At 65.4% G+C, this 15,529-nt stretch carries 16 protein-coding genes; 9 read left to right on the top strand and 7 right to left on the bottom strand.

All coding sequences use genetic code 11. The features are described 5' to 3' along the window. Positions 1–22 precede the first annotated feature (22 nt). The 3 genes from ISS20_RS08945 to ISS20_RS08935 form a co-directional block, all read right to left on the bottom strand. Positions 23–892, bottom strand: a complete 870-nt coding sequence (locus ISS20_RS08945; protein ID WP_291435763.1) for a DUF2189 domain-containing protein — start codon at positions 890–892, stop codon at positions 23–25. Between the two features lie 104 nt (positions 893–996). Then, complete coding sequence (locus ISS20_RS08940; protein WP_291435760.1) at positions 997–2,235, bottom strand: PLP-dependent transferase; 1,239 nt, start codon at positions 2,233–2,235, stop codon at positions 997–999. Positions 2,236–2,326: 91 nt separating this feature from the next. Continuing rightward, positions 2,327–2,818 carry a BON domain-containing protein gene (locus tag ISS20_RS08935; RefSeq protein WP_291435758.1) on the bottom strand — a complete coding sequence of 164 codons (492 nt, stop codon included), beginning with the start codon at positions 2,816–2,818 and terminating at the stop codon, positions 2,327–2,329. Between the two features lie 307 nt (positions 2,819–3,125). Here ISS20_RS08935 and ISS20_RS08930 point away from each other — a divergent pair, with 307 nt between their 5' ends. From ISS20_RS08930 to ISS20_RS08915, 4 genes are all read left to right on the top strand, one after another. Continuing rightward, positions 3,126–4,814: a SulP family inorganic anion transporter gene (locus ISS20_RS08930; protein ID WP_291435756.1), complete on the top strand. Its 1,689-nt coding sequence runs from the start codon at positions 3,126–3,128 to the stop codon at positions 4,812–4,814. A gap of 91 nt (positions 4,815–4,905) precedes the next feature. Continuing rightward, positions 4,906–5,679, top strand: coding sequence for a GGDEF domain-containing protein (locus ISS20_RS08925; protein ID WP_291435755.1), 774 nt, complete (start codon positions 4,906–4,908; stop codon positions 5,677–5,679). A 10-nt stretch (positions 5,680–5,689) separates the two neighbouring features. Continuing rightward, positions 5,690–6,544 carry a MinD/ParA family protein gene (locus ISS20_RS08920; protein WP_291435753.1) on the top strand — a complete coding sequence of 285 codons (855 nt, stop codon included), beginning with the start codon at positions 5,690–5,692 and terminating at the stop codon, positions 6,542–6,544. An 86-nt stretch (positions 6,545–6,630) separates the two neighbouring features. Further along, entirely contained in the window at positions 6,631–7,404 is a 774-nt protein-coding gene (locus ISS20_RS08915) for a sulfurtransferase (protein WP_291435751.1), read from the top strand. A 53-nt stretch (positions 7,405–7,457) separates the two neighbouring features. Here the strand turns inward: ISS20_RS08915 and ISS20_RS08910 are convergent, their stop codons facing one another. From ISS20_RS08910 to ISS20_RS08895, 4 genes are all read right to left on the bottom strand, one after another. Further along, positions 7,458–8,342: a pirin family protein gene (locus ISS20_RS08910; RefSeq protein ID WP_291435749.1), complete on the bottom strand. Its 885-nt coding sequence runs from the start codon at positions 8,340–8,342 to the stop codon at positions 7,458–7,460. A gap of 103 nt (positions 8,343–8,445) precedes the next feature. Further along, positions 8,446–9,000: a flavodoxin family protein gene (locus ISS20_RS08905; protein ID WP_291435747.1), complete on the bottom strand. Its 555-nt coding sequence runs from the start codon at positions 8,998–9,000 to the stop codon at positions 8,446–8,448. Positions 9,001–9,135: 135 nt separating this feature from the next. Continuing rightward, positions 9,136–9,549 (bottom strand): DoxX family protein, encoded by a 414-nt coding sequence (locus ISS20_RS08900; RefSeq protein ID WP_291435745.1) that lies wholly within the window; start codon positions 9,547–9,549, stop codon positions 9,136–9,138. A gap of 41 nt (positions 9,550–9,590) precedes the next feature. After that, entirely contained in the window at positions 9,591–10,292 is a 702-nt protein-coding gene (locus tag ISS20_RS08895; protein ID WP_291435743.1) for a pirin family protein, read from the bottom strand. A 104-nt stretch (positions 10,293–10,396) separates the two neighbouring features. On the opposite strand from ISS20_RS08895, the gene ISS20_RS08890 reads away from it, so the two are divergent. From ISS20_RS08890 to ISS20_RS08870, 5 genes are all read left to right on the top strand, one after another. Further along, positions 10,397–11,335: a LysR family transcriptional regulator gene (locus tag ISS20_RS08890; RefSeq protein WP_291435741.1), complete on the top strand. Its 939-nt coding sequence runs from the start codon at positions 10,397–10,399 to the stop codon at positions 11,333–11,335. Between the two features lie 97 nt (positions 11,336–11,432). Then, positions 11,433–12,566 (top strand): FAD-dependent oxidoreductase, encoded by a 1,134-nt coding sequence (locus ISS20_RS08885; RefSeq protein ID WP_291435739.1) that lies wholly within the window; start codon positions 11,433–11,435, stop codon positions 12,564–12,566. After that, positions 12,563–13,576: a tRNA glutamyl-Q(34) synthetase GluQRS gene (gene gluQRS, locus ISS20_RS08880; protein WP_291435737.1), complete on the top strand. Its 1,014-nt coding sequence runs from the start codon at positions 12,563–12,565 to the stop codon at positions 13,574–13,576. The genes ISS20_RS08885 and gluQRS overlap by 4 nt, the downstream gene beginning before the upstream one ends. Continuing rightward, a complete protein-coding gene (gene trmB, locus ISS20_RS08875; protein ID WP_291435735.1) occupies positions 13,573–14,346 on the top strand; it encodes a tRNA (guanosine(46)-N7)-methyltransferase TrmB in 774 nt (257 codons plus the stop codon). Before gluQRS ends, trmB begins: the two co-directional genes overlap by 4 nt. Before the next feature lie 39 nt (positions 14,347–14,385). Further along, positions 14,386–15,441, top strand: a complete 1,056-nt coding sequence (locus tag ISS20_RS08870; protein WP_146870790.1) for a GGDEF domain-containing protein — start codon at positions 14,386–14,388, stop codon at positions 15,439–15,441. Positions 15,442–15,529: the final 88 nt, after the last annotated feature.

The following is a 15,529-nucleotide window of genomic DNA, read 5'->3' as shown; positions in this document are numbered from 1 at the left end:
TCACTGTAACAGGACGGGGTTTTCAGGCCCCTGCCGGGGTACGCTGCAGGGGGATGACGGCGGCCCGGTACGCGTGCCAACTGGCAAAGCCCAGCACAGGCCCCGCCAGCACCAGGCCCACCCCCCAGAACCACAGCGAAGCTGCCACGATGAGGGTGATCAACGCCCCCCACAGCAGCATCACGGCGGTGTTTTCGATCACCACACGCATGCTGGTGATGCCAGCGGTCAGCGCGTCGGTGTCGCGGTCCAGAATCATGGGAATGGACACCACGGAGGTGGAGAACACCAACGCCGCAAACACACCCCCCACCACCGCATACACCGCCACAAAGCTCCAGTTCTGCGGGTTGAACACCGCCTGCAGCACGCCGGTGGTTGAGGGCATGCCGGTGTTGAAGAACACGGCAAACACCACCAGCGACGCCCTGCCCCACAGCAGCTCCAGCACCACCAGCACCAGCACCAGCATGCCCATGCTGCCCATATGGCTGTCCCAGCAAGTGAGGGATTCGCTCAACTGTGGCTTCAGGCCCGCCTCGCGCCTACGGCTGGTGTCGTACAGCCCCATCGCCAAAAACGGCCCCACCAGCAGGCAGCCGCTGGCGAGCGACATGGTGTACTCAGGCCGCGTGCGGAACACCCAGCCCAGCACCCCCGCCATGACCCAGAAGCAAACGCCATAGAACAAGGCAATGCCCGGCGCGGCGCGCACATCCTCCAGGCCGCGCCGCAGCCACCGGAAGGGGTCGGCCACGCGCAACGGCTGCAGCTGCACGGGCTGCGCAGTCTGGGCCTTCACGCGGTCGGCAATCGCCTCGGCATGTTGGGATTCCGAGGTGCCGGGCGCATTGAGTGGGTCCGGTACGGGCTTGGAGGAGGTCACGGTCATGACGCCACACTAAGGCCGCTGCCGCTGCAGCGCCACTGAGGAAAGCCCGTATCCTGCGCCGAATCCAGCGGCAGTGGGCAGCGCCGGATCCGGGCCGATGCGGCTCAGCCCGGGGTGAAGGCGCGTTCCATCGCCTGTTGCAGGTCGCGCCGCAGGTCCTCCACAGCCTCCAGGCCGATCGAAAACCGCACCAGCGTGCCCGGCTTCAAATGGACGGGCGGCCGACTGCGCATGCTGGCAATGTTGTAAGGCACGACCAGACTCATGGGGCCGCCCCAGCTGTAACCCAGCTTGAACAAGCGCAAGCCATCGCAGAACGCATCCACCTGCTGCTGGGTGTACCGGGCGTCGATCATCACGCTGAACAGGCCGGCTGCAAGCCCCTGCCCGCCCTGTGCGGCACCACACAGGGCCTTCCAGTGGGCATGGCCGGGTGCGCCTTCCAGTGCAGGGTGCAACACCTGCGCAATGGCCGGTTGCTGTTGCAGCCACCGCGCCAGCTGGCGGGCAGCGTCATCATGGGCACGGTAGCGCAGGCCGATGCTAGGCAGTGCGCGCAAGATCGTTTCGGCGTCGTTGGCGCCCACCCCGAGGCCCAGCCGCATGTGCGTGAGCTTGATCTTCATGTGCAGGCCAGGGTCGCGCGTGATGACGCTGCCCATGAGCACATCACCTCCACCGCTGGGGTACTTGGTAAGCGCATGGGCCGAGATATCCACCCCAAGGCTGCCATCGCCCGTGAGGTCAAACGGCGCAAACGCCAGGCCCGCACCCCAGGTGTTGTCCAGCGCGGTCGTCACGCCGCGATCACGGCAGATGCGCACCTGCTTGCACAGGTCGGGGAACTCCATACTCACCGATCCCGGTGCCTCCAGCCAGACCAGACGGGTGGCTGGTGTGATGCGGGCGGCCAGGTCGGAAGGATCCAAGGGGTCGTAAAACACATGGGTGATGCCGAACCGGGCGAGTTCGCCGTTGGCCAGGTCCTTGCCGGGCCCGTAGGCGTTGTCCGGGATCAGCACCTCGTCGCCCGGCTTGAGCAATGCCAAACCCACATTGGCAATGGCGGCCAGCCCACTAGGCACCAGTACACACTGAAGGCCTCCCTCCAACGCACACAGGCGCTCCTCCAAGATGAAGGTGGTGGGCGTGCCGTGCAGCCCATAGGTGTAGCCGCTTTTGTCCTTCCACTCGCGCGATCGCATGGCCGCGACATTGGGAAAGATGACCGTGGATGCCTTGAATATCCCCGGTTGGGGGGCTACAAACCCGGCGGGAGGCAGGTAGTCATGGTGAACGAGGTGGGTGGCAAGATCAATGTCGTGGTCTTTCATGCCAGCCATGGTAGCGCGCCGCCCGAATAGTCCCGGGCGGCGCGCAGGTATCAGCCATCAGGGCGTGGGCGGCATGCACCGCGCGCCCTGCGGGTCCGCATTAACCAGCGGTAACGACCAGCTGGTTGTTCACCGAGGTCACGCCACTCACACCCTTGGCGATGGTCTCGGCACGGTCACGGGCTACCGTGGAGGGTGCGGGGCCATTCAGTGTGACCTTGCCATTGACGGTGTCCACATTGATCTTCACTGCGCTCAGATCGGGGTCCTTGGCAAGGCCTGCACTCACCTGGGCGGTGATGGTGGCATCGTCGATCACGCCCTTGGCGGTATTGGCGGCCTGTTTGGCAGAGACTTCAGCATTGGCCGCACCCTGCTCCATCTTGGTTTCAGCGTTCTGCATCGCGCCTTCGGCCTTCACACGGGCGTCGGCTGCGGCCTGCTCGGTCTTTTCGACGGCAGAGTCCAGACGTTGGCCCACTGTGGGCTCCTCGGCCTTGTTGCAGGCGGCCAGCCCCAGAGCAAGGGCGCTCACGGCCAGGATGCTCGCAACGCGATGGGCGGGACGATCGATCAGATTCTTGGGATTCATGCAATGACTCCTTGCGGTTGAAACATGGCCAAACTGTAGGCAGCGCGCCGCGCCTTGCGGGTCGGACACCGCCGAAGTGCTTGTAGGACGGCAGCGCCAGCCTTAGAGCCTGTTTACGATCTCCCAGGGGTCGCGCAGCGGTCTTTGCGGGAAGGGATGCAAGGCGCGGTGCACAGCCAATAGCCCCGCTATTGGCAAGCGCCGCAACGCCGCAGACAGCCCGCAAAGACCACTGCCCGAAGGGTTGGAGCGAAATCGTAAACAGGCCCTTAGCCGCAGTCCCTGCAGGGCGGGCGACAATCGCGGCATGACCGTGTCTTCGCTCGCCCGCTGGCTTCCTTTTTTGAAATGGCCCCGCCCTGACCGACAACTGCTCAAAGGCGAGTTCTGGGCGGGCATGACGGTGGGGCTGATGCTGGTGCCCCAGGGCGTGGCCTATGCGGCGCTGGCGGGCATGCCGCTGGTCACGGGCATCTACGCGTCGCTGATTCCGGCGTTGGTCGCCGTGCTGTTCAGTTCATCCACCCGGCTGGGGGTGGGGCCCACCGCGCTCACCAGTTTGCTGATCGGCGCCTCGCTAACCGGCCTGGCCGAGCCAGGCAGTGCGCAGTGGGTGGCCCTGGCGGCATGGATGGCCCTGCTGTCCGGTCTGCTGCAGATGGTGATGGGCATGGCGCGCTTTGGCTGGTTGCTCAACCTCGTGACCTCGCCCGTACTCAATGGTTTTACGCAGGCGGCGGCGCTGCTGATCCTGGGGTCGCAACTGGGGGCACTCACCGGACTGCGGGCAGCCGACTGGGGCGCCTTGCTGTCCACGCCGTCGCTGGGGCTGTTTGACCTGACGGCAGCGGGCTTCGGCCTGGGCAGCCTTGCGCTGCTGATGCTGGCGCGCCGCGTGTTGCCCCAGTTTCCGGCGGCCATCGTGGTGGTGGGTGCTGCGGGCGCGTTGAGCTGGGCCCTGGGTTATGCCGATGCAGGTGGCGCGGTGGTGGGCGCCTTGCCATCGGGCTTGCCAGCGCCCTACTGGCCAGGCACCCTCCCCTGGTCCAGCTTCAGCGCGCTGGTCATGCCCGTACTGGTAGTGACGCTGGTGAGTTTTCTGGAGACCGCATCGAGCGCCAAGGTGGAAAGCCAGCGCTCCAAAGAGCAGTGGAACGAAAACCAGGACCTCATTGGCCAGGGCCTGGCCAAGATCAGCAGTGGCCTGTGCGGCAGTTTTGCCACGAGTGCGTCGTTTTCACGCTCGGCCATCAACCTCTACGCCGGTGCCAAGACGGGCTGGGCCACACTGTTTGCGATCAGCCTGGTGCTGGTTGTGCTGCTGTGGCTGACGCCTGCGCTGTACCACGTCCCGCAGTCGGTGCTGGCGGCCGTAGTGGTCACGGCCGTCACCAGCCTCATCAAGCCGGGCACTCTGCTGCGGCTGTGGAGGGTGTCGCGGGTGGAGGCCGTGATCGGCGGCGTGACCTTTGCCCTGACCCTGGCCACGGCTCCGCGCATGTACTGGGGTGTTCTGGTGGGCCTATTGATGAACCTGAGCCACTTTCTTTACCAGCGACTGCACCCGCGCATCATTGAAGTGGGCCTGAACCCTGACGGAAGCCTGCGCGACCGGCATCTGTGGCAGCTCCCGCCACTGGCGCCCCGGCTGCTGGCGTTGCGCATGGATGCGGAGTTGGACTTTGCCTCGGCCAGCGCCCTGGAGCGGCGCGTCACAGAGCACCTGACCGCCCACCCCGAAGTGGTGCACCTGTGCCTGCTGGCGCAGCCCATCAACCGCATCGATGTGACTGGCGTGGAGACTTTCGCCCAATTGCTGACGCAAATGGAACTGCGGGGCGGCACATTGCATCTGAGCGGGCTGAAGCTGCCTGCAGAGCAGGTGCTGCGCCAGGCCGGACTGCTGAAGTTGGGCCCCGGACTGGCCATGTACCGCACCGACACCGAGGCTTTGGCGGCACTGCAGCAGCTTCCCGAGCCGGTGGCCAGGGTGTAGGCCGGGTTTCACCTACCGGGCTCTCGCCTCGCGTTGGCCCTGTTATTGCTGACGCGCTGGTACACTTATCCAACTCTTTTTGTTCCAATTTGTGTCTGACTCTGCGGCCTCTCATCTGGTAGATCTGCGCGAACTTCGCCTGGATACTGCCCACGCGCTGGTGGCTCAGGCCGGTGGCAGCGAGACAGCACTGCACCGCGAGGTGCCTTCGCTGTACCTGCAGGGCCTCATTGATGGCCTGTGCGAGCTGTCGCTCAAAGACCCCCTTACTGGCCTGGCCAACCGCAGACATTTCCGCGCGGTGCTGGAACGCGAGATCGACCGGGTTACGCGCTCGGGCGAAGCGGCACTGCTGCTCATGCTGGACATCGACCACTTCAAAAAGGTGAACGACACCCACGGACACCTGGCTGGTGATGTGGTGCTCCAGTCCGTGGCACGGACGCTCAGCGCCTGTGTGCGCCCCATGGACACCCTGGCACGCTACGGCGGTGAGGAATTTGCCGTGGTGCTGCCTGCCTGCCAGGCCGCCTTTGGCCGGGTGGTGGCAGAACGCATCCGCCGTGCAGTGGCCAACACGCCCATCCGTATCTCCCCGACCGTAGAGCTGAACATCACGGTGAGCGTCGGTGGCGCCTTTGCGATGCAATGGATCCGCTCCACCACTCTGCTGTGGACCGACCGCGCCGATCACCAGCTCTACCAGGCCAAGGCGTCGGGGCGCAACCGCGTCAGCATCGAGGAGCAACCCGACAGCACCGTCAGTGCCGAAGAGAAAAGCCTGTTGTTTGGCCCGCTCTACACCCCCTCGGGTTGGGGCGATCTGCCTCCACCGGACCCCAACCCAACAGGCAGCGCCTACTGAAAGTTAGATGATGAGCGACGCGCTGTCCCCCCAACCTACAACGCCTGCGGCCCCTGCAGGCCCTGTCACACCCCTGGCTTCTGCCGCCCCCGGAGCACGCATCATTGCGGTGACCAGCGGCAAGGGCGGTGTCGGCAAGACTTTTGTATCGGCCAACCTGGCCGCCGCCCTCACCCGCCGAGGCCAGCGCGTGCTGGTGCTCGACGCAGACCTGGGCCTGGCCAACCTGGACGTGGTGCTGAACCTGCACCCCAAGATCACCCTGCACGATGTGTTCACCGGCAAGGCCGCGCTGGATGACGCCGTCATCACTGCCCCCGGTGGTTTTGACGTGCTGCTGGCCGGTTCGGGCATGGTGGAGTATTCGCGGCTGACGCCCGAGGTACGCAACCAGTTCCTGAGCGTGATCCAGGCCCTCACCCCGCGCTACGACGTGGTGCTGCTCGACACCGGTGCCGGCATCTCCGACGTGGTGCTGTTTTCGGTGTCTCTGGCCTCCGAAGTGCTGATCGTGGCCACACCGGAGCCCACTTCGCTCACCGATGCCTATGCCGCCATCAAGGTGCTGGCCATGCAGCAAAAACGCCAGCATGTGCGCATGGTCATCAACCAGGCGGCGCGTCCGGGCGATGGCCGCGCCATCACCAGCCAGCTTCAGCAGGTGCTCGACCGTTTCGTCAGCACCGAATCCGGCCGCCCCATGCGTTTGATCCACATGGGCGACATTCCGGCCGACCCTTCGGTGCGCGACGCCGTGATGCGCCGCCAGTTGCTGCTGTTGCAAACCCCTGGCTGCCCGGCTGCATTGGCCATTGCCCAGCTGGCCAACAAAATCGAGTCCACGCTGCTGTCGCCTGCGGCCTGACCTGAACACGCCGGCTGCGCCCCAGGCGCAACCTGGCCAATGTGACCCACAGGCCCGCCAGCGGGCCTTTGTGCATTTTTACTGCCGTGAACACCACCGACACCGTCCTCAACATCTCCTGCTACAAGTTCGTGCCGCTGCCCGATGCTGCCGCGCTGCGCGATGTGCTGCATGAACGTGCAGTGGCCGCACAGCTCAAAGGCACCATCCTGCTGGCCGAGGAAGGCATCAACTTCTTTCTGGCGGGGACGGCAGAGGCAGTGCGGGGCTTTGTCGCGCAGCTCCGAGCCGATGCCCGCTTTGCTGATCTGGAGCCCAAGGAGAGCTGGTCGGCGACCGTGCCGTTTCGCAAGATGCTGGTCAAGGTCAAGCGCGAGATCATCCGCATGGACCACCCCACCATCCGCCCCGCCGCAGGCCGCGCGCCGGCTGTGGACCCCGCCACGCTGCGCCGCTGGCTGGACCAGGGCCACGACGACGAAGGCCGCGAGGTGGTCACGCTCGACACCCGCAACGCCTTCGAGGTGGACGAAGGCACGTTCGACAACGCCATCGACTGGCGCATCGACAAGTTCACCGAGTTTCCGCCCGCCTTGCGCGCCCACAAGAACGAACTGCGGGACAAGACGGTGGTGAGCTTCTGCACGGGCGGCATCCGCTGCGAAAAGGCAGCCATCCTCATTCGCGAGGAAGGCCTGCCCCATGTCTACCAACTGGAGGGCGGCATCCTGAAGTACTTTGAACTGACAGACGGCGCGCACTACCACGGCGGGTGTTTTGTGTTCGACGAGCGCCGGGTGCTGGACACCGGGCTTGCTACCGACACGCCCACCGCGATCGACGAATCCGCTATCAAATAATGAGCTTTCAGCGCTTTATTTACTAGCGCTACAGCCCATTTTCGCTCCAATCATCATGCTTTGAAGCGGTGTTCTGGCAAGGGGATCCACTCCACCTCGCCCGGCACCTGGCCCATCGCTTGGGCCTCCCAGTCGCTGGCTGCCTGCACGATGCGGTCCTTGCGGCTGGAGACAAAGTTCCACCACATGTGGCGCGGCGCCTCCAGGGGCTCGCCGCCTATCACCATCAAGCGCACGGCACTCTGGCCCGCCGTCAGATGCAGCGGCTGCCCGGGCACTGCCACGGCCAGGATGTGCGCAGCCACCTCCTCACCGTTCAGCGACAACGGTGCATCGACGGGGTACACCGCGATCTCAGGCACCAGCGCCGGGATCTCCAGCGTGGCTCCTGGCGGCAACTGCACGTCCAGGTACAACGTGCGCGAATAGGTGGCCACCGGCGAGGCCTGACCAAACGCCTCACCGATCAGCACCCGCACCGTGGAGCCATCCACCTGAACCTCCGGAATGGCGGCAGCAGGCGTGTGCACAAAGGAAGGTTCTGCTTCTTCGTGGGCCACTGGCAACGCAGCCCACAGCTGAATGCCATGGTTCACGTAGGCCTGGTTTGCCAGACTTTCCGGGCGGCGCTCGGAGTGCACGATGCCTCGCCCCGCCGTCATCCAGTTGATGGCACCAGGCTCGATCTGCTGCACATAGCCCAGGCTGTCGCGGTGCATGATCGCACCCGAGAACAGGTAGGTCACCGTGGCCAGGCCAATGTGCGGATGGGGCCGCACATCGTGGCCCGCCTCAGGCTGTACCGCGACCGGGCCGAAGTGGTCAAAGAACAGGAAAGGCCCCACCGCCTGCCGCTGCACCGCAGGCAGCAGGCGCCGCACCGTGAAGCCCCCTCCGAGGTCCTTGGCATGGCCTGAAAGACGCAGCGGCGCACTCATGACAGCACCCCCACGGCATCAGTGGCGGGTGCAAGGCGGCAAAGTGGGTTCATGGGGCATCTCCTGGGTGGCTGAACACAACATTGGCACCAGCCTACCAGTTTCAGCCGCCCATCCTGGCAGCGATCTGCGCCACGCGCTGGCCGAACTGCTTGCCGGTTTCCAGATCGCCAGGGAACATCTCGGCGGCCGATGCATCGGATGGCGACTGCGCCATGGCGCCGCTGAAGGATCCGATCCAGTTCACATCGTTGCGCGTAGCGGCTTTGGAGTTGGCGGGCATCATGCCGGTGCCCGCCCACACGCCGCCATGCTGCATGGCCAGGTGGAACAGGTAGTCCAGGGTGACCTGCTTGTCGCCATTGGTGCTGGCACTGTTGGTGAAGCCTGCGAACAGCTTGTCCTTCCAGGCCTGGCTGAACCAGGGCTTGGAAGAGGCGTCGGCAAACTTCTTGAACTGCCAGCTGGGGCCCGCCATGTAGGTCGGCGAGCCAAAGATGATGGCGCTGGCAGCGGCCAGCGTTTCCCAGCCGCCTTCGGGCAGGTTGCCCTCTGCATCAATGGCGACCAGCTGGGCGCCCGCGCCCTCGGCCACGGCCTGCGCCAGGCGTTGCGTGTGACCATAACCCGAGTGGTAAACAACTGCGATGTGTGCCATGAGATAACTCCTGTTGAAACGATGAGGGAACGAGACCAGGTGAAAGAACTAAGAACAGAACTACAACCAACTGCGAGATTGAATGCCAGAACCCGCACCCCTGCAGGTTGCAGGCCCTTTTTCACACAGATGGGATCAACGGCCCGAGCGGCGTGCGTCCAGACTCCAGGCGCCGGCACCGAACGCTGCCAGGGCCAGCAGGCCACCGGTCACGCCCACGTTCTTGAAGAACATGAGCTGCTGCATCATCTGCTTGTCGGCGGGCAGGCTCCAGTAAGCGTGAAAGAAGAAGCTGGCCACCAGCGTGAAGAAGGCCAATGCAAGCGCAGCAAACCGGGTACCCATGCCAAAGATGAGCGCCAGGCTACCCAGCACTTCCACAGCCGCCGCAATGGCCGCCGCCACCGTGGGCATGGGCATGCCCACCGACGTGATGTAGCCCACCGTGCCTGCAAAGCCGGTGAGCTTGCTGATGCCCGCAGGCAGGAACAGGGCGGCCAGCAGCAGGCGCGATGCCAGGGCCAAAGGGTTTTGCAGGGATGTGAACATGGTGAAGAACTCCTGAGTGAAAGTGAGTACGACGTAAACGATCAGGCGGCCAGGTCAAACACCAGCACCTCGGCATCGTGGCCATGGGTCAACGACAAGGTGGTTTCTTTTTCCATCAGCAGCGCATCACCGCCCGACAGCGCCTGGCCGTTGGCGCTGAGCGAGCCGCGCACCAGGTGCACATAGGTCTTGCGGGCGGGGTTCAGCACCAAGGTGACGGACTCGTCACCATCCAGCAAACCCGCATACAACGCCGCATCGGCATGGATCTTTACGGACCCTTGGGCACCATCAGGCGAGGCCACCAGGCGCAAAGCGCCGCGCTTTTCAGCCTCGGCAAAGGTCTTTTGCTCGTAGCTGGGAGGAATGCCTCGCACATTGGGCTCGATCCAGATCTGCAAGAAATGCGTGGTCTGGCCTTCAGCGTGGTTGAACTCGCTGTGCTGCACGCCGGTGCCTGCGCTCATGCGCTGCACATCGCCGGGCGGAATGCCTTTGATGTTGCCCATGCTGTCTTTGTGGGCCAGCTCACCAGCCATCACATAGCTGATGATTTCCATGTCGCGGTGGCCATGGGTGCCAAAACCCGTGCCTGGCGCAATGCGGTCTTCGTTGATGACGCGCAGGTTGCCAAAGCCCATGTGGGCAGGGTCGTAGTACCCGGCAAACGAGAAGCTGTGGAAGGAATTGAGCCAGCCATGGTCGGCGTGGCCCCGGTCTTGCGATTTACGAACAGTCAGCATGTGAGTGCTCCTTTCAAGACTCGACTGTAGGACCGTAGCCACCTCCACGGGCACAGGCGGATTGATGGCATTGTTCAAATAATCTGAATTAACATGGCACCACCATGCAAAACGCCCGCGATGTCCTCACCCCCGATGCGCTGACCATGCTGCAGGTGATTGCCGAGGCAGGCAGCTTTGCCGCCGCCGCACGGCAACTGGGCCTGGTGCCCAGCGCCCTCACCTACCGCGTGCGCCAGATCGAAGATGCACTGGACGTGCTGCTGTTTGACCGCAGCGCACGCCAGGCCCGTCCCACCGAGGCTGGGGTCGAGCTGCTGCGCGAAGGCGCGCGCCTGCTGCAGGACGTCGATGCCGTGGCCCACCGCGTACGCCGCGTGGCCACAGGCTGGGAGCCGCAGCTCACGCTCTCCATCGACGGCATCATCTCGCCGCACACCATGCTCGAGCTTGTGGACGCGTTCTACGCCATGAAGCCCCCCACGCGCCTGAAGCTGCGCGACGGCATCATGACCGGCACGCTCGAGGCGCTGACGTCCGGCCGGGCAGATCTGGCCATTGGGGTATCGGTGGCGGGCAACAACGTGGCGGGCCTGCAGCAGGGCACGCTGGGCGATGTGCTCTTCATCTACGTGGTGGCGCCCCACCACCCGCTGGCCACGGCCCCCGAACCCATCTCCGACGCCACGCTGCTCGAACACCGCGCCGTGGCCGTGGCCGATTCGGCCACGCGCGGCGGTGCCACCATGGGGCTGTTGGGCGGGCAGGACGTGCTGACGGTGGACACCATGCAGGCCAAGGTGCGCGTGCAGTTGCGCGGACTGGGCGGCGGCTTTCTGCCCGAACCCATGGTGCGCCCCTACCTGGAGGCCGGGCGCCTGGTGACGCGCCGTGTGACCCGGCCCGAACGCAACGTGCGCGTGCACTACGCCTGGGGTGGCCCTGGCTTCACTGCACCCGGCCGTGCGCTGCAGTGGTGGCTGAACCAGCTGCAAAGTCCCGCCACACGCCGTGCTCTGCTGGAAAACCACCATCATTTGTGACCCTGATCAAGCGCGCACAGGCCAGCACCACGTGTAGAGTGGTTGCTGTTGGTTTTGCATCGCATTTCTTTTGCCGACCGTCACCGAAAGGCCTCCCATGAGCAAACCTGATCCTCTCCCCGCCAAACGGCTCCGACGCACCAGCGCCCCCGAACCCGCAGCCCCTGCAGCGCCCACCACCTCCTCCGGCAAACCCCAGCGCCACTTCGCCATCATTGGCGCTGGCATGGCCGGCATTGCCTGCGCCCGCACCCTGGTGCAGGCCGGTCACCGCGTGACGGTGTTCGAGAAATCGAACCAGGCCGGCGGCCGCACCGCCACCATCGACAGCCCCTTTGGCAACTTTGATGCCGGCGCCCAGTACTTCACGGTGCGCGACCCGCGTTTTGCCCGCGCCATCGACACCGTGCCCGGCATCTGCAAACGCTGGAGCGCCAACTCCGTCCAGGTGCTGGACGCCGCAGGCCGCGTGGCCGCTGTGGGCCTGCCCCACCGCGAGGCCCATTGGGTGGCCAGCCCGGGCATGCAGTCGCTGGTCACCACCTGGGCCGACCCCCTGGTTCAGGCAGGTCAGCTCATCACCCACACCCGCGTCACCCGCATCGAACCCGACGCCGTGAACGCGCCGGGCTGGCAACTGCGCACCGAAGGCGCTGGCGGCGAGCAACATGTGTACGCAGGCTTCGATGCCGTGCTGCTGGCCCAGCCCTCCGTGCCTGCGCAGGCCCTGATTTCCGGCTCTGGGCTCGACTCCCCGCTGGCCGATGCCATGTCCAAGGTCGCCATCGCGCCCTGCTGGACCCTGATGCTGGCCTACCCCCAGGCCGTGCGCCCGGGCCTGACCACACTGGGCCCGCAATGGAACGCCGCGCGCAGCACCCACCACCGCATTGCCTGGCTGGCGCGCGAGTCGTCCAAGCCGGGCCGCAACGTGGTGGAGCGCTGGACGGTGCAGGCCAGCCCCGCCTGGTCGGCAGAACACCTCGAAGACGACGAAGCCCGCGTGCAGGCCAAGCTGCTCAAGGCATTTGCCGAGGTCACCGGCATCCGGGCCGAGCCCGCGCATGCCGACACCCGCCGCTGGCGCTATGCGCAGACCACCCACCCACTGGGCAAGAGCCACCTGTGGGACGCCAAGGCCGGGCTGGGCGCATGCGGAGACTGGTGCCTGGGGCACCGGCTCGAAGACGCGTTTGTGTCGGGCCTGGAACTGGCACTTGCCGTGGCATGACGGGGGGCGTGGGCGCAACGCCGCGCCCTGAAGAGCGCTCTTCAGGGCGCTCTGTGGGGCCATATGTCGGGAGATTCGCCCCCTCCCCCACAGGCCCGCTGCATGCGGGCTCTTTGGTTGCGGCGCTGGCCAGCTGGCTGGACGCACGCGCACATGACGGGCGTTGGCTGGTGCGCATTGAAGATGTAGATCAGCCCCGCTGCGTGCCGGGGGCTGACACCTTCATCCTGCAGCAGCTGGCCGCCTGTGGTCTGCACCCCGATGCCCCGCCCCAGTGGCAGTCTGCGCGCAGCGGGCTGTACCAGCATGCCCTGGACCAGCTGGTGGCGCAGGGCGATGCCTATCCCTGCGCCTGTTCACGCAAGGACGTCGAAGACGCCCATGCCGCGCAGGGCCATGCGCGTGAACGCCATGCCGCACTGCCCTATCCCGGGACCTGCCGCCATGGGCTGCATGGCCGCACAGGGCGCTCCTGGCGCTTCAATGTGACAGACTTCAAGCAAAAACAGCCGATAGCGCTAGTGGATCATGCCTGGGGTGCTACATATTCAATAGCAGATGGGCTTCTGCAGTGGCACGACCGCCGCCTGGGCCGCCAGCAGCAACAGGTTGCGACCGCCGTGGGCGACTTTGTGCTGCGCCGCGCAGACGGGCTGTGGGCCTATCAGCTGGCCGTGGTGGTGGACGACGCCGACCAGGGCATCACCGATGTGGTCCGGGGCGAGGACTTGGCCGACAACACGCCCCGCCAGATCCTGCTGCAGCAGGCCCTGGGGGTGCCCACACCGCGCTACCTGCACACCCCCCTGGTGTGCGGGGACAACGGCGAAAAACTCTCCAAACAAAACGGCGCGCAGGCGCTGGAACTGCAGAACCCGTTGGTGGCCCTGTCGCACGCTGCGCTGGCACTGGGCCTGCCCGCTGTGGCAAATCTGCACAACATTTGCGTACCCGACGCACTGGCACAGTGGGTGGTGGCGTGGCGACGAAACTACAATGGCCCACCGTGACCGAATTGACCACAGCTTCCGCCCCCGCCAGTGCTGCGCCTGCCGCAGCCGCCGCCCCCACAGCGCCCGCCGTACAGGGCTCTGCCCCCGCCGGTGTGACCCACCCCAAAACCATCAAGAGCTTTGTGCGCCGCGCCGGCCGCACCACCACGGGCCAGGCCAAGGCCTTTGAGGACTTCGGCCCGCGTTTTGTGCTGCCCTACACCCCCGCCCCGCTGGACGCCACCACCGCCTTTGGCCGCAGCGCCCCGCTGGTGCTGGAGATCGGCTTTGGCATGGGCGAGGCCACGGCCCATATCGCCCGCGTGCGGCCTGATGACAACTTCCTGTGCTGCGAGGTGCATGAGCCCGGCGTGGGTGCCCTGCTCAAGCGCATTGGCGAGCAAGAGCTGACCAACATCCGCATCCTGCAGCACGACGCTGTGGAGGTGATCGACCACATGCTGCCGCCCGGCGTTCTTGACGGTGTGCACATCTTCTTCCCCGACCCCTGGCACAAGAAAAAGCACAACAAGCGCCGCCTGATCCAGCCCCCGCTGGTGGCCAAGCTGGCTGCACGCCTCAAGCCCGGCGGCTACCTGCATTGCGCCACCGACTGGCAGCCCTACGCCGAGCAAATGCTGCAGGTGCTGAGCGCCGACCCCCTGCTGCAAAACACCGCAGACGGCTTTGCACCGCAACCCGACTACCGCCCGCTGACCAAATTCGAAAACCGTGGGCTGCGACTGGGCCATGGGGTGTGGGACGTGGTGTTTGTGCGCCGTAACTGACCCCACGACATGCCCCGATCGGCCCGCACCACACCGCCTATGAAACCCATCCTGCAAAACCTGGTGGAGATGACTGGCCACCGCGACCACCTGCGGCTCGAGGTGTCGGTGCTGTCCACGCTGCAAAAGCTCAGCAGCATCATCGAGGTGCGGGCCCTGGAGCTGTTCACGGACGGTGGCGTGCCCCATGTGCGGCCCCGTACCTGGGTGGACAACGGCCAGCTCGTGTCCACCGACTCCGAAGCCGCCGCAGACCCCCGCCGCGAGCCGCTGGACCAATACCCCGCGCTGCGGGACTGCGTGGACAGCCGTGGCGAAAGCGCCCTGGCCTCGCCCCGCCGGGGCCGCCATGTGCTCTGGCTGCCGGTGTGGATGCACGACAAGGTCAGTACCTGCCTGGAGATCACCCAGTCGCGCCCGTTCTCGGCCCACAAGCTTGACGTGCTCATGGGCGTGTTTCAGGTGTACCAGAACTACCAGAGCCTGCTCGACTACAGCGAGCGCGATGCGCTCACTGGCCTGTTCAACCGCAAGACGTTTGACGAGCAGTTCTCCCGCTACACCATGAGCGGGCTGGCCAGCCGTAAGGGCGCCGTTACCGAGTCCTTTGCGGCCGAGGAAACCGCAGTGGCCAGCGACAACGAGCCCCTGCAGCAATGGCTGGCGGTGGTGGACATCGACCACTTCAAGCAGGTCAACGACCGGTTCGGCCACCTGTATGGCGACGAGGTGCTGATCCTGATCGCCAACATCCTGCGCAGCTCTTTCCGCAGCCATGACCGCATCTTCCGCTTTGGCGGCGAAGAGTTTGTGGTGCTGCTGCGCTCCACCACGCTGAGCACCGCCCACAAGGTGTTCAACCGCTTCCGGCTGGCCGTGCAGGAGTACCACTTCCCGCAGGTGGGCCAGGTCACGGTGAGCCTGGGCTTTGTGAGCACCACGCGCGGCTCGCCCGTAGAGATTCTGGGCCAGGCCGACCAGGCGCTTTACTACGCCAAGGAACATGGCCGCAACCAGGTTTGTTTCTATGACGATCTGGTGGCCAGCGGTCAACTGGCGACCAAGGTCGCCAACGACGACGTCGAGCTGTTCTGACCGGGCCGGGCCCCATGGGCATATGGTCTGCTGTCCGCTGCAAAAAGGCTGGCCCGCGCAAGAAGTCATTGCCCCATCGTCCACCGTA

Source organism: Acidovorax sp. (assembly GCF_016783915.1).
Taxonomy (GTDB): domain Bacteria; phylum Pseudomonadota; class Gammaproteobacteria; order Burkholderiales; family Burkholderiaceae_C; genus Acidovorax.
The sequence above is the reverse complement of the archived record's forward strand: the minus strand, read 5'-3'. Positions and strand labels throughout refer to the sequence as shown.